Source organism: Paenibacillus sp. JZ16, from assembly GCF_015326965.1.
In the GTDB taxonomy this organism is placed as follows: domain Bacteria; phylum Bacillota; class Bacilli; order Paenibacillales; family Paenibacillaceae; genus Paenibacillus_AQ.
The window spans coordinates 1,715,731-1,730,075 of record NZ_CP017659.1 but is presented as its reverse complement, the minus strand read 5'-3'; the positions used below and the strand labels follow the sequence as shown (position 1 = coordinate 1,730,075).

Sequence of the window (14,345 nt, the reverse complement as noted above, 5' to 3'; positions counted from 1 at the left end):
AATTGTCACCTTCATCGTCACTGAAAAGTCATTTTAGACAGATAAAATGATATTCAACAGATGAACGATGGAGGTACGACCATGCATTTGAAGCAACAACGCCAGATTATTTTTGCTATCACGATTTTCTACACCCTGTTTATTCTTTATTTTTTGTTTTTCGCTTTCGGCAGAGTAGGTAAGGTAGATCAAATCTCCGAGTACACCTTTATATTTTTGCCTGACAGTTTTTTCAGGTTGCCAAGATTAGATCCTCTACATCCTACGCTGATGGATCTTGTGGGTTTCGGGAACATCGCCGCGTTCATTCCTTTTGGCATATTGATTCCGTTGTTATATCGGACTAGCTTTGTTCGCTTTATGACCTTGTTCATCCTATCCATTCTCGTGCTGGAGACGATTCAGGCGCTAACATTCCTCGGCAGCTTCGACATGAACGATGTCATACAGAACTCATTTGGGGCAGCCATAGGCTTCGGGGCGTACAAACTTGGCTTTCGCACGAACAGTAACTGGAAAAATATTGTTTATGCCGGTTTTTCTGGTTTAATCCTTATGCTCGGGGTGTGGGGTGTCTTTGGGATCGTTGACCAAGTGTTGACCAAAGAGATGAGCCCCTTTGTAGCGATAAACGATTTAAGGGATAGTACGGGGAATCTTTCAACGGGAACCAAACTGAACACTCTTAAGATAAGCGGTCAAGACGTGGAACCCCAATATAATGTGTACAGCATCGAAGGCAAAAGCAAGGAAACGTACACGTATACGTTTGGCAATAAGAAGGAGGTGTACCTCTTTTTGAATTATGGGATTCCCGATCAGGAGGATTCCCGAGGCAGCATTAGGGTTACCGCCGATGGACATGAGTTCCTGACTGTATCTGTAGAAGCCGGACGCCATGAGCCGGATATGAGCTCCATTTATCTCCCTCAGGCCAATGAGCTTACGATAACCATTGAGGGAAATGTAACCCTGTGGGATGTTGGATATAAAGAGATGGTTTATAGCTGGAATTGAGCATGAAGGGGCGCCCATGCTTCCGAAGTGAGTTTTGTACGAAGTCGATTCAAGAAGTAACGCCCACAAAACTTTTAGGAGATATGGCAATGGAAATTTTAAAAATCGAGCATTTGTCTAAAATATACGGCACAGGCGAATCGGCGGTAAAGGCGCTTGACGATATTTCATTTTCGGTTCAAAAAGGCGAATTCGTCGCGATTATCGGCCCGTCCGGATCGGGGAAATCCACGCTGCTGCATATGCTGGGCGGTGTGGATCGGCCGACTAGCGGCAAAGTCCTCGTAGAGGGTACGGACATGTATAACTTGGACGAAACGCAGCTGGCCATCTTCAGGCGGAGACAAATCGGACTGATCTACCAGTTTTTTAATCTGATTCCCGTCCTGACGGTGGAAGAGAATATTACGCTCCCGCTCTTGCTTGATAACCAAAAGGTAGATCAGAAGCAGTTGGATGGTCTGGTGAAGACTCTGAATCTGCAACATCGTTTAAACCATCTGCCCAATCAATTATCAGGCGGACAACAGCAAAGGGTGTCGATCGGAAGAGCGGTCATTAGTAATCCTGCCATTATGCTGGCGGACGAACCCACCGGGAATTTGGACAGCAAGAATAGCAGCGAGATCATCGACTTATTACAAATGTTGAATAAAACCTATCGCCAGACATTGATCGTGATCACGCATGACGAACGAATCGCTTTGCAAGCGGACAGGGTCATTTCGATTGAGGACGGAAGAATGGCCAAAGACGAGGTGATTCGCCCTTGAATATTGTCAATAAACTCACCGTCAGACATTTGAGGCAAAACAAGAGACGAACGCTTGTAACCATTCTGGGTGTCATGTTGTCAGTTGCCATGGTGACGGCTGTTGCAACGCTTGGTTTTTCTTACTTGGATTTAATGAAAAGGCAAACCATCGCGGATGAAGGGGAATGGCATGTCCTATACCAAGATGTCAACAAGGAACAGCTTGCAGCGATAAAAAACGATGATGCAACCAAGACCCTTGCAATCACCAAGGATATTGGCTATGCCCCATTAGAAGGGGGACAAAATACAAATAAGCCGTATTTGTTCATCAAGGCGTACGATGCACAGGGTTTAGCGCAATTTCCAATTGAATTGAGCAAGGGGCGTCTGCCGCAAACGGACAAGGAAGTTGTGATTTCTGAAGCCGTTGCGACAAACGCCAAGGTGAAATATGAAATTGGGGATCGTCTTACCCTTCGCATCGGCAAACGATTCGAAGTAGGGAACGATCAACCGCTGGATCAAACCGAATCGCTGCGTTTCGTAGATAACGAAAAGAACGAAACGCTGCAAAATATAACGACAAGGGATTACACGGTGGTAGGCTTCATCAAGCATCCCGTATGGGAACCGGCGTGGGCCCCGGGGTATACGACCATTAGCTATGTCGATGAAAACCTCATGGGGGCAAACGATCGAGTCCATGCGGCGGTGGTCTTGAAAAAAGTCAATCAGTCCTTATTCGCTCATGCGGCAAATTTGGCAAAGGACAACCATATCGAAACGGTCCAATATCATCACGATTTGCTTCATTATTATGGCGTCTCCAAAAGCGAAGCTTCGTACAGCACGATGTTCTCATTATCGGTGATCCTGATCGCGGTTATTATGATCGGCTCGGTTTCGCTCATTTATAATGCTTTTGCGATTTCCGTCTCGGAACGTTCCCGCCATTTAGGGATGCTGGCAAGCGTGGGGGCTACAAAAAGGCAGAAGAGAAATTCGGTGTTTTTTGAAGGTGTCATTATTGGCTTGATCAGCATTCCTGTTGGAATCCTATGCGGTCTTGCCGGGATCGGCATTACTTTTCAGTTTATTAACGCTACAATACAAGGAGCTTTAGGAATTACTGAAAAGCTAACGGTAATCGTCACGCCGTTATCGCTTTTGATTACCTTCGCTGTTTCGATGTTGACGATTTTCATTTCGACGTATTACCCGGCCGTCAAAGCATCCCGGATTTCCGCCATGGATGCGATACGCCAAACAACCGATGTGAAGCTTACGGGCAAAACCGTGAAAACATCGAAATGGATTCGAAAGCTCTTCGGAATCGAAGCGGAGATCGGATTGAAAAACTTAAAAAGGAACAAGCGGAGGTACCATGCCACCGTATTCTCGCTCGTGATCAGCATCGTTCTGTTTTTAACGGTATCATTTTTTACCAGCAATCTGAAACAATCCTTGGCCATGTCGCAGGAAGGCGTCAATTATGATATTGAGCTATCCTACGGCAATGAAAAAAGAATAGACGATCGGTTGGTTCAATCCATTGCATCCCTTTCGGATGTGTCGGAATACAGCGTGATTCATGAGTTGTACAGGAACGCTTGGATCGAAGAAGCGTCCATCGCCGATGAATTGCAGGAGGCGGTCAAGAAGGATAAGAGCATGCTGAAGGACGGAAAATATCCTTATGATATTAAAATCGCTGCACTAAATGATTCGAACCTGCGGGCTTATGCCAAAGCAGTCGGCGCAGATTACGAGTCACTGACGGATCCGGATCATCCCGCCGCCATCGTGATCGATACGATCGATAATAAAGATATGGATACGGGAAAATATGTCCGAAAGAAGGCTATTCATGCAAATGTTGGACAAAGTCTCGATTTGACAACGATCTATGAGGAAACGGAGCAAGAGACGGATGTAAGTAAAGTGTACATTGCGGCGTTGACGGATCGATCTCCGATGGGGATGAGCTTAGTCGGAACAGGCGGGCTAAATATAGTCGTTTCGGAACAGGTCCTGAATCAACTGGCAGACGATAAGAGCGGGGAGTTCGTTCAAACCTTTCTCTATCTGAAAAGTGCGGACCCGCTGAAAACGCAGCAGGAGATCGAAGATATGAAAGAGCCTAATCTGTATGCGTACAATTTGTACCAATCCAGAAAACAGGAAGAACAGATGATACTATTGATGTCCGTCTTTTCTTATGGCTTTATCGTATTAATTTCCGTGATTTCGATTGCGAATATTTTTAATACGATCTCAACGAGCATCTCCCTTCGAAAGCGGGAATTTGCGATGCTGAAATCCGTTGGAATGACGCCAAAAGGCTTTGCGAAAATGATGAACTACGAAAGTGTTGTTTATGGGGCCAAATCACTGCTGTTCGGGCTTCCTATCAGCTTCATCGTGATGTATGTGATCTATAAGGCATTTGTGAACAAATTTAGCTACGGATTCGTCCTTCCCTGGATGAGTATTCTGTCTGTCATTGCCGCTGTATTTGTCATTGTCGGTTCTGCCATGCTATATTCCAGCGCGAAAGTAAAAAAGGAAAACATTATCGACGCGTTAAAGCAGGAGAGTATATAAAAATGACCGGCTCTGACTTGAAACTGCAAGGAAAGACAGTGTCAACCATCATTAGAATAAAGTCATAAGGGGGACCTCGTCTTGGGGATCGATGCAATCTATACGAATCTACGTATTTTAATGCTGCCGGTCATATTAATTATCGGGATCGAATTCGTTCTAATCGGGTTATATTTATAGAAAACAAAAATCAGAGGGAAAGCCACGGATTCAAATGAAAAAGCTTTTTCTTGGCGCACTGTTTATCGGATATGTTGTATTTGTACTCGAGCTAACTATGTTGGGCCGCGGCAATTCTCATTTCTTGCAGATGAATCTCCATCCATTCAGCGATTATGTTGAAGCATGGAACAAGTATTCCTTACGTGATCTTCAGAACGGTATATTTAATATCATCATGTTTATCCCGATGGGAATATTGCTGCCTTTTATCAGTCGAAAATGTAAAGCATTTAAGTGGCTGCTTCTAGTCGTTGTAGGTTCTACGCTCTTTATTGAAACTTACCAGACGCTGTCAGGGGCAGGGCTGTTTGAGCTTGCTGATATCATGAACAACACGCTTGGTGGTATTTTTGGATATCAGTTATACAGACTTGCTGCTTCCATTTTTCATAACAAAAAAGTCAGAATGAAAAGTCTGCTGGGAAACCTGGCGATACCTCTGATCATGGGTTTGTTTTTTGTCGGTATGCATATTGTGTATTCCCAACAGGAGTTCGGCAATCTGGCCATAAACACATATACCCAATGGAATATGACAGATGTTGAAGTGACAACATCCCTTCAGCTAAGCTCGGTACCTGCGGTCGCCCCCGTATACAAGAAAATCACTCAGCGGGATAGTGTAGAAGCCCTGCTGCAGCAAAAGTTAGGATTATCTGTGTTGAAGGTTAAGGAGCGAGGCGGCGATCGTGAGGTTCTAATGGAAGACAAATCAGGAACATCATATACATTCTATCAATCCCAAGAGGGGAACTGGTCGTTAACCGAGAACAATTATGTACCAGATCGGGCTTCATTCGCTGACCAAGAACCGCTGCTCTCAAAAGCCAAAATCATGATGGCCGATCTTGGCATACTCCCCCAAGAGGCTGATGTTACAGCGTTGGAGGACGGAGAATTTCAATGGACCCTCCCGGATAAAGCGGGGTTAACCGAAAGTTACTGGACTGGCGAATTGTTACTCGGTCTTAAACAAGATGGCAGTATCTACTCGATAAATAACGGGATCCAAGAGAATCAATTCATTAAGGAAGTAGATATCCTGTCTCCTGCAGAGGTATATGAGCGTATCAAGGATGGAGAATTTCCTCAAATCAAAAGAAATGCAATATTAAAGCCTGATCAACTCGTCATTAAAAAAGGTGACCAACTAGATATAACAGGAATTGAGCTTACGTTTATATATGACACGAAGGGCTTCTATCAGCCTGTATACAGAGTACACGGTGTATTTAATGGGGATTCGGATTGGTTCACCTTAATTCAGGCAAGAAGGAGCTAGGAGAGTATATAGTAAGTAACGGCACTTGATTGAAGTCAGGGTCGTTAAGGTGTAATCCAACTTTCAAAGCGCTTCCGAAAATTTCGGAGCGCTTTTTCTCATCGTAGTGATCCATATGACGATATATAAATAGTAAAGAAAAGTGCTGATTTTGGCATTTTTAAATTGTATTGGTTATTTTTTGTAAAAAAATGACGTAAATAAGTATTGACCGCTGGAATATTAATCAATATGATTACTGTATAGAGAAATATACTAATATTTGGGTTCGATCCTAGAGGGTGGTGTTAGCTTGGAAAGGACAGCCACGATTCGCGAACAAATGGAAGAGTTTCTACATAAGCACGAAATGACGATTAATCGATTTGCTGAGATATCGGGGGTCAATAGCGGCACACTCAGCAACATTCTGAATGGGAACCGTCCGATTTCCATGCAGCAGTTGGACCGGATTACGTTAGGTATGGGTCTGGAAGAGGGGTATTTTTACGAGTTGTATATAGATGAATGCATCTTTCATGCTACGCCGGATTGGCGTCGGCTGGGTCCGTTTCTTCACCGATGCGCGGAGCTGGGGAAGCTGAATTGTTTGGACAAGGCTGTCCGGATGACGATGGATAATATCTCTTATTCCCCCTTACTCTTTGAAACGGCAGAGCTTTTTTTCAAAGAGGGAAAACATGAGGCGGCTGTACTGCTGTATAAAAGTGTGGCGGAGAGTGAACGATTTCAGCATTCGGAGCGGTTGGCCCTTTGTCAGTATCGGTTGTTTGTATTAGAACTCACAGATGATCAGGATGCAAACTTGCAGGCTGCCGTTTATTTTGAGCCGTTTGTGGATCGTTTAGATGAAATGTATCAGTTGGATGCATTAAGACAATTGATCAATATAAATGTATCGCTAAATCGATGGGATAAAGTTGAAGAATTAGCTAAAAAAATGGGTAGTAAAGCAAAGATTCAGTATCAGAATGATGTGAAAATGTATGATCTAGAGGCAGGAGAGGTGAAACCTTTAATATTCTATATTTTGTACGCTCAATTAATTCAAGCAAATGTTTGTCGAGAAAGAGGAAATTATGAGCAAGGATTATACTATGTATCATTATATATGAATCCTGACTGGGTTACTGAGCCTTCTATAGATGAACTTCGGGTTATCAATCAGTTTAAGGACTGGGGAGAGGCTAATAAATATCTCTACCAGCTTATGGTTGGACAAGTTGAGGTTTTAACTGATTACGTAGAATACATTTCGACCAGAGAGAATGAAATTTTCACTGCACTGTGTAATATTATGATCGCTGCCAATCGTTTTGACTTGAACGTAGAACAAATATTGGAACGTTTTGAGGTGTATTTAATACTTAAAGATCAATCAAGTAATATAGGCACCATTAATCGACAAGTTAATACTGAAAGATATACCCGACTTTTGTCTGAATTAGGAATATATTATTTGAATTCAAAAAATTACGACAAAGGTTTACAATTTATATTGGAAAGTTTAGACAGATCTATTACAATAAATAGTAACAGGGGTATGCTAAGATGTATGGGATTATTTGAACAGTTTCGCGATTTTTCTTCGTATGAATGTCAGAAACGCTATAAAACTTTAGTAAGTGAGGTGCAGGATTTAAATGAAAAGAAAATTGGCTTGTCTACTAGCTACATTTAGTATTGTAATGCTAATAACATTACCCGTTATTTCAAACAATGCGGATCTGTTAGATCCGACACATCGGGCAACATTATCACATGATCATGGTGTCGGAAGCTAATAAGTTAGGATACAGTGATAATACTGGTACTAAAGATATCTTAAAGAAGATAGTTCCTGAAAAACGAGGGACTATCTTCTTTTTATTAATGTATTTTTCGAATTATAAAAAAAGAGCAATTCATTATCACTATTGACCAAACGAATGTAAAATAATAGCATGTAATTATTTACTATACTAATACTTGGTTTTCCATCTGGGGGTGTTGTTACTTGGAGACGACAGCCACGATTCGCGGAGAAATAGTTAGATATTTGCAGAATCATCATATGACAATCAACCAATTTGCCAGGATATCAGGTATTAACAGCGGGACACTTAGTAATATCCTGAATGGGAATCGTCCCATGTCCATGCACCAGTTAGACCGGATAACCGAAGGGATGGGTCTGGAAGAGGGGCATTTCTACGAACTTTACATAACGGAAAGCATTTTTCATACGACTCCGGATTGGCGAAGGCTTGGACCTTTTCTTGAGCGATGTGCAGAACTGGATAAATTGGATTGTTTGCATAGAGCTGCACGAATGACGATGGAAAACATTAACTACGCACCGATGCTTTTTGATATGGCGGAGACCTTATTCAACGAGGAGAAGCGTGAAGCCGCAGCTTTGTTATACGAGTGCGTTGCCGAGTGTGAAAAATTTCAGTATTCCGAACGGTTAGCTCTTTGCCAGTATCGACTATTCTTAATCAGGTTAGGTGAGAACCAAGAGGAAAATTTACAAGCAGCTGTATACTTTGAGCCTTATATTGATAGGTTAGATGAAATCTATCAATTGGATGCGTTAGTTAAGCTTATTAATTTAAATATATCTTTGCAGCGAATGGGTAAAATCGAAGCTCTAGCCAAAAGAATGGAACATCAAGCCAGAATTCATTATCAGCAAAATAGAGATACGTTTGAATCGCTTGAATTTCCAAAGAGACCTCTTCTTTTTTATTTACTATATTCGTACCTAATTCAGGCATTTGTGTATCAAGAACGAGGTGATTACGATCATGCTCTCCACTATGTATCATTGTATGATAAACCAGATTGGGTAATAAATCCGAGCCAAGAGGAATCTCTGATTTTGGAGCAGTTCAGCGAATGGGCTGAGGCTAATCGATATATGTATGGTTTAATGAGTGGGCAGCCAGGTTCTCTGAATCAGTATGTAGATTATGTTGAATCAAGAAATGATGAGATTTTTCTAGCTCTATGCAATATCATGGTCGCAGCTAATCGTTATCAACTTCAGGTTGATCCAATTTTGGAACGCTTTAAAGAGCATCTGCATTATAGATCGCAGCAAAATCAACTTGGAAAGGTTAGCGATCAGGTCACATTAAACCGGTACACCCGCCTCCTCGCCGAGTTAGGGATATACTATTTAAATGCTAAACAGTATGATCGGGGGTTATCCTATATCCTGGACAGCCTCGAGTATTCGATAAGAACCAAAAGTGATAACGGGATGCTGCGGTGCATGGGGATCTTCGAGCAGTTCCGTCAGTACGCATCCGAGGAAATACAGAAACGGTATAATGAATTCATTCGTGATGTCCAAAAGTTATCCGTGTATGCTTGGAGCCCACTTGTGTAGGGCTCTATACGTGCGTCTACAGGTTAATGTACAACGCTGAATAGGCGACAGACTGGCCCTATAAGCTGCCATGAAGCTTCCCGAGGCTATAGCCTAATATCCGGGTTTGTGATAAACTCGGATAAGTTTATTTTTACATATCGCTTGAAAGTAAGGAGTTCATGTCATGACATCAAGAACATCAATAGATCAAAACACAACTTCCGCCGGGCGCACATGGATGATGTTTGCAGGTATTATCCTGATTGCCATTAACCTGAGAGCGGCGATTACATCGGTTGGCCCGCTGATCGGGATCATCCGCGACGATACGGGAATCTCGAACACGTTGGCGGGTATGCTCACTACACTGCCGCTATTAGCCTTTGCTTTATTGTCGCCAATGGCACCGGCCATGGCTAAAAAATGGGGGCTGGAGACTACTCTTTTACTAAGTATGGTGGTGCTGACATTTGGCATCGGCATCCGCTCGATATCATCCCCTTATACGCTGTTAATCGGTACCGCATTTCTCGGAATGGCTATAGCCGTTGGGAACGTGCTGCTTCCAAGTCTGGTCAAGCGGGATTTCCCGCGGCATATCGGATTGATGACGGGGACGTACTCTGCTTCGATGAACCTGCTCGCCGCGATCGCATCCGGGATCAGCGTGCCGCTGGCTACCCAAGCAGGTCTTGGTTGGCAAGGGTCCCTATTAATTTGGGGTTCGTTATCCGTCTTGGCTCTCATCGTATGGATCATCCAGCGCCGGAGCTCCGGAAGAACCGCTGAGGTCAGTTCGGCTGCTACCAAACATCAGAGTGTGCTGAGGTCACCGCTTGCTTGGTACATTACTTTATTCATGGGTCTTCAATCGTTTACGTTCTACGTGAACATCTCATGGCTGCCCGAGATTCTAAGAAGCCAAGGCATGGATTATAGTGCCGCGGGCTGGATGCTCTCGATTCTCCAATTTGTCAGCCTGCCATTCTCCTTTATTATTCCTGTTCTGGCTGGGAGGAATCCCAATCAGCGCATGCTGGTGACGATCTCTGCCTTGTCTATGCTGACCGGATATGCAGGCTTGTTTTCTGGCCTGACTTCATTAAATCTGCTATGGGTGATGCTGGTAGGTATTTCAGGCGGGGCCAATTTCAGTTTATCCCTGATGTTCTTTACCCTTCGTACGAAATCGGCTCAAGAAGCTGCCGCTTTATCCGGTATGGCCCAGTCGCTGGGTTATTTATTGGCTGCTGTAGGTCCGCTGCTCATCGGTTTCCTGCATGATGCGACAGGCGGATGGAAGGTGCCTCTGGCGGTATTATCCGCCATTGTCGTTGTATTGTTCATTTTTGGTTTTGGCGCTGCGAAACCAGGGTATCTGTCCGTGCCGAACGAAACGAAGCCGGAGGCTTAACGTTATACAAGTCACATAAAAGTGGCGCATACATTGAATAGGAACAGAAGAGCGATCCATGGACATAAGTTCAGCTGGGTCGTTCTTTTTTTAGTACATATAGCGGAATTTCACACGATATCACTCAAAATTCTTTAGATTTTACATAGCGTTTACATAAATGGGTAGATTGATCATGAGAGTTTGGTATACTCTGAAATTTGATAAAGATGACCTGTATACTTAACGGTTAACGGGTTTACGATTTCTATTACAAGACACCAAGCATATGGGGAGCGATGAATATTGAATCCGGAGACAGACAAAGAACAAGTTCAAGCTCAAGTTGGCAATAGGCAGCCCTCTGGCAGGTGGCGTGCCCTCGGCGAAACCTGGTGGACCGCTCTGCAGCTGGGGCTCACATCGTTTGGCGGACCGATCGCACATCTTGGATACTTCCACCAGACTTATGTGCGCCGCAAGCAATGGTTGGACGAAAAAAGCTATGCGGATCTGGTGGCCCTGGCCCAATTTCTTCCCGGACCCGCCAGCAGCCAGGTGGGTATTGGAGTTGGGATGATGCGAGCGGGCATCTGGGGCGGCATCGTCGCCTGGCTTGGCTTCACATTACCGTCCGTACTCATGCTTATGATCTTCGCCTATTTGATGCAAACCTTCGATCCCGGCTCGGCAGGCTGGATTCAAGGGCTGAAAATTGTCGCAGTGGCCATCGTGGCGCAGGCGGTTCTGGGTATGGCAGGAAAGCTGGCCTCAGGCCCTGTAAGGGCGGCTATAGCGTTAATAGCCATGGCAGTCGTTCTGCTGTGGCAGAGTCCCATTTCTCAAGTGACGGTCATCGCTCTTGCCGGCTTATCGGGACTGTGGTTGTTCAAGCGTCAAGCGAACGAAGAAGCAGCACCCGAGATAAAGATGCCGATCGGACGGAGAGCCGGACTCTTTTGCTTGGGCCTGTTTGTTGTGTTATTAGTGGGTCTGCCGCTCCTTAAAGGGTTGACCGATAACGGTTGGGTAGCCATGGTGGACAGCTTCTACCGAGCCGGATCGCTAGTATTCGGCGGAGGGCACGTCGTTCTCCCGCTGCTGGAGAATGAGACGGTGCTGAACGGCTGGATGTCTAAAGAGGATTTCCTGACGGGTTACGGAGCAACACAGGCAGTACCCGGTCCGTTATTTACTTTTGCCGCTTACCTCGGGGTCTTGATTCAGGGGATTCCTGGAGGTATCATGGCTACACTGGCTATCTTTTTGCCTGGATTTCTGCTTATCGTAGGGGCCATGCCTTTCTGGAACAGCATCCGCAGAAACCCTAAGCTGCAAGGCTTGCTGACGGGCATGAATGCGGCAGTGGTCGGGATTCTGCTGGCTGCTCTATACCATCCCATATGGACATCCTCCATCCACAGTCCGCTTGAATTTGTGATCGGCGCGGGGCTGTTCGGGATGCTGATGTTCTGGAAGAGCCCTCCGTGGCTTGTTGTGATTGCCGGTGCATTAGCCGGACAGCTTCTCCTGTAATTCATTGGTTTGGACCTCGGCGCTGTGTGCCGGGGTCTATTTGATTTTTCAGGAGTAAATCACGGCAGATTGGTTAAATATTTAGGGTGTACCTCTCTTCTTGAAGTATATCTTGAAGCAAAGAGTTCTTGCGCTTAATTCGATATAGAAATGAGTGGATAAACCTACATGTTGGATACCGAAGTGAAGGATTGCATTATCATTGGCGGCGGAATTGCAGGTCTGCAGGCGGCTATACAGCTGGGGCGGTATTCTGCCTATGATGTCCTGGTGATCGACCGGGGAACGGGGCGGTCCACCATCTGCAAGAGTTACCGCAATATCCTTGGATGGCCAGATGGGGTCTCTGGTGAAGAGCTCAGGGGGCGGGGGCGCCTGCAGGCGGAATCTGTCGGCGTTACGTTTGCAGCCGATGATATCCGGAAGGCGGAACGGGATGAATCGGAGTATTTTGTGTTAACTGGTAAAGATGGAGTTCATTACAGGGCCAAAACCTTGCTGCTCGCAACAGGCGTGATGGACCGTTTTCCCCAGCTGCCAGGCCTGATGCCCACGCTGGGCACATCCGTCTTTGTATGTCCTGATTGCGATGGTTATGAAATTCAGGATCGCAAGACCGTCGTAATGGGATCAGGTGATCCCGGTGCCAGTATGGCTGTGCTGCTATCGGAGCGAACCCAGGATATCATCTACATCAATCATGAGGGGGAGCCGGCTTCTTCCGAGCATATGTCCCAATTGGCGGAGCTCGGGATTCCGTATATAGAGAAAAAGGTGTCGGAAATTCGTGAGGAAGGCGGCATCCTATCGGCCGTTGTGTTGGAGGATGGGAGCATCGTGCCTGCGGAGCGGGGGTTCCTATCTTTTGGCGGGAATATGATCCATTCCGAATTGGCCGAGCAGTTGGGGGCAGAGCTGGAGCACAACCGTCATGTCAAGACCGATCCAAGGTCCAAAATGACGAGTGTCGAGTCACTTTGGGCCGCGGGTGACCTGGGCGTCCATTCCGAATTAACCACCGTGGCGATGGGGGAAGGCGCAATGGCTGCGATCTGGATTAACAAGACTCTGAAGAAGATGACTAGCGGAGCCGTTACATGAGGATGTTATAGAAATAGATCAGAACAATCCGAAAATCTCGGTACGAACCAGTCGATGCAGTAATATTTAAAAAACCCGCCTGTTCAATTACGGCAAGTAGTGAGAATGGCCGTGGATCAAGGCGGGTTTTGTTGTCTTCTGAGAAAATAAACCGATCCGCGTTTACAGACCGAAGCGGGTGATATGATCTTCGAGGTTATACTTTTGCAGTAATTCGGTTTGCTTGGGACCGATCAGATCAAAATGCGGGTAAGGCAGACGGTAATGGATATATTCCGGATTAAGTCCGTTGGATACACACCAGTCTTCCAGGCGCTGGATGTTCGAGCATCCTACTTTGGTTACGGTATTAAACTCCGGAAACCGTTTGTCGAACCAATAATGGGTCAAAAAAGCGATGTCTCCTTGTGCAACCTTCTGCTTCCATTGCTGCAATTCCTGTCTCGAGATGCCGAATGCCATGTTTGTCTCATCCTTATAAGTGTATTCATGCTTCTCATTATATCAGCATATACTTGACTGCACCTACTTGTTTGTTTTCCTAGGATGACGCTGCTATATACAAGCGTTACATTTTACCGTTGATCGGATGGATATCGAAGAGGGGGATACGATATGATACTGGAATCAGCGATACTTTATATCAAACCGGGGTTGGCAAGCGAGTTTGAAAGTGCCTTTCGGGAAGCTTCCGCCGTTCTGTTAACGAAAAAGGGATATGTAAGCCATGAGCTTAACAAGTGCGTGGAGAACCGGGATGAATATATATTCCTTGTCCGCTGGAGCGGCATTAAGGATCACCTGATCGGCTTCCGCGGGCATCCGGACTATAAGCTGTGGAATGCGTCCCTGGAGCCGTTTTATGCCCGGCCGCCTGAGGTTAAGCATTATATCGATATCCGGATCGATCGTCGCGAGCAGGCTGAAGCGGAGCTGACCAAACTATTGATTCCAGAAAGCAGGACGGATTCGACTTCTTCACAGGAAGAAAGGACGGCAGAATAATCAGATTTTTAAATATCGGATGATCCGTCCATAGGGTGCACTTTCGGAAGCTGTCCTTGGACAGCTTCTT

At 45.3% G+C, this 14,345-nt stretch carries 11 protein-coding genes; 10 read left to right on the top strand and 1 reads right to left on the bottom strand.

Annotated features, from left to right (window positions below; genetic code table 11):
* The first annotated feature begins 81 nt into the window (after nucleotides 1-81).
* From BJP58_RS07670 to BJP58_RS07630, 9 genes are all read left to right on the top strand, one after another.
* The gene (locus tag BJP58_RS07670) at nucleotides 82-1,017 is read left to right on the top strand and encodes a VanZ family protein (RefSeq protein ID WP_194543469.1); all 936 of its coding nucleotides are present in this window, start codon (nucleotides 82-84) and stop codon (nucleotides 1,015-1,017) included.
* A gap of 89 nt (nucleotides 1,018-1,106) precedes the next feature.
* Nucleotides 1,107-1,790 carry an ABC transporter ATP-binding protein gene (locus BJP58_RS07665; protein ID WP_194543468.1) on the top strand — a complete coding sequence of 228 codons (684 nt, stop codon included), beginning with the start codon at nucleotides 1,107-1,109 and terminating at the stop codon, nucleotides 1,788-1,790.
* Complete coding sequence (locus tag BJP58_RS07660; protein WP_194543467.1) at nucleotides 1,787-4,378, top strand: ABC transporter permease; 2,592 nt, start codon at nucleotides 1,787-1,789, stop codon at nucleotides 4,376-4,378. Before BJP58_RS07665 ends, BJP58_RS07660 begins: the two co-directional genes overlap by 4 nt.
* Nucleotides 4,379-4,592: 214 nt before the next feature.
* A complete protein-coding gene (locus BJP58_RS07655; protein ID WP_233355000.1) occupies nucleotides 4,593-5,882 on the top strand; it encodes a VanZ family protein in 1,290 nt (429 codons plus the stop codon).
* Nucleotides 5,883-6,174: 292 nt separating this feature from the next.
* Nucleotides 6,175-7,563: a helix-turn-helix domain-containing protein gene (locus BJP58_RS07650; protein WP_194543466.1), complete on the top strand. Its 1,389-nt coding sequence runs from the start codon at nucleotides 6,175-6,177 to the stop codon at nucleotides 7,561-7,563.
* Nucleotides 7,564-7,878: 315 nt separating this feature from the next.
* Complete coding sequence (locus BJP58_RS07645; RefSeq protein WP_194543465.1) at nucleotides 7,879-9,258, top strand: helix-turn-helix domain-containing protein; 1,380 nt, start codon at nucleotides 7,879-7,881, stop codon at nucleotides 9,256-9,258.
* 166 nt (nucleotides 9,259-9,424) lie between these two features.
* A complete protein-coding gene (locus tag BJP58_RS07640) occupies nucleotides 9,425-10,654 on the top strand; it encodes a CynX/NimT family MFS transporter (protein WP_194543464.1) in 1,230 nt (409 codons plus the stop codon).
* Between the two features lie 285 nt (nucleotides 10,655-10,939).
* Complete coding sequence (locus tag BJP58_RS07635; RefSeq protein ID WP_194543463.1) at nucleotides 10,940-12,169, top strand: chromate transporter; 1,230 nt, start codon at nucleotides 10,940-10,942, stop codon at nucleotides 12,167-12,169.
* Between the two features lie 168 nt (nucleotides 12,170-12,337).
* A complete protein-coding gene (locus BJP58_RS07630; RefSeq protein ID WP_194543462.1) occupies nucleotides 12,338-13,270 on the top strand; it encodes an NAD(P)/FAD-dependent oxidoreductase in 933 nt (310 codons plus the stop codon).
* Between the two features lie 162 nt (nucleotides 13,271-13,432).
* Here BJP58_RS07630 and BJP58_RS07625 read toward each other — a convergent pair whose 3' ends face one another.
* Nucleotides 13,433-13,732, bottom strand: coding sequence for a hypothetical protein (locus BJP58_RS07625; protein WP_194543461.1), 300 nt, complete (start codon nucleotides 13,730-13,732; stop codon nucleotides 13,433-13,435).
* Between the two features lie 153 nt (nucleotides 13,733-13,885).
* Between BJP58_RS07625 and BJP58_RS07620 the strand changes: the two genes are divergently transcribed.
* The gene (locus BJP58_RS07620; protein ID WP_194543460.1) at nucleotides 13,886-14,275 is read left to right on the top strand and encodes an antibiotic biosynthesis monooxygenase family protein; all 390 of its coding nucleotides are present in this window, start codon (nucleotides 13,886-13,888) and stop codon (nucleotides 14,273-14,275) included.
* Nucleotides 14,276-14,345: the final 70 nt, after the last annotated feature.

Coding starts and splice junctions, on each gene's coding strand:
- BJP58_RS07630 (WP_194543462.1), top strand. CDS start 12,338: ATGTTGGATACCGAAGTGAAGGATTGCATTATCATTGGCGGCGGAATT.
- BJP58_RS07670 (WP_194543469.1), top strand. CDS start 82: ATGCATTTGAAGCAACAACGCCAGATTATTTTTGCTATCACGATTTTC.
- BJP58_RS07665 (WP_194543468.1), top strand. CDS start 1,107: ATGGAAATTTTAAAAATCGAGCATTTGTCTAAAATATACGGCACAGGC.
- BJP58_RS07655 (WP_233355000.1), top strand. CDS start 4,593: ATGAAAAAGCTTTTTCTTGGCGCACTGTTTATCGGATATGTTGTATTT.
- BJP58_RS07625 (WP_194543461.1), bottom strand. CDS start 13,732: ATGGCATTCGGCATCTCGAGACAGGAATTGCAGCAATGGAAGCAGAAG.
- BJP58_RS07620 (WP_194543460.1), top strand. CDS start 13,886: ATGATACTGGAATCAGCGATACTTTATATCAAACCGGGGTTGGCAAGC.
- BJP58_RS07640 (WP_194543464.1), top strand. CDS start 9,425: ATGACATCAAGAACATCAATAGATCAAAACACAACTTCCGCCGGGCGC.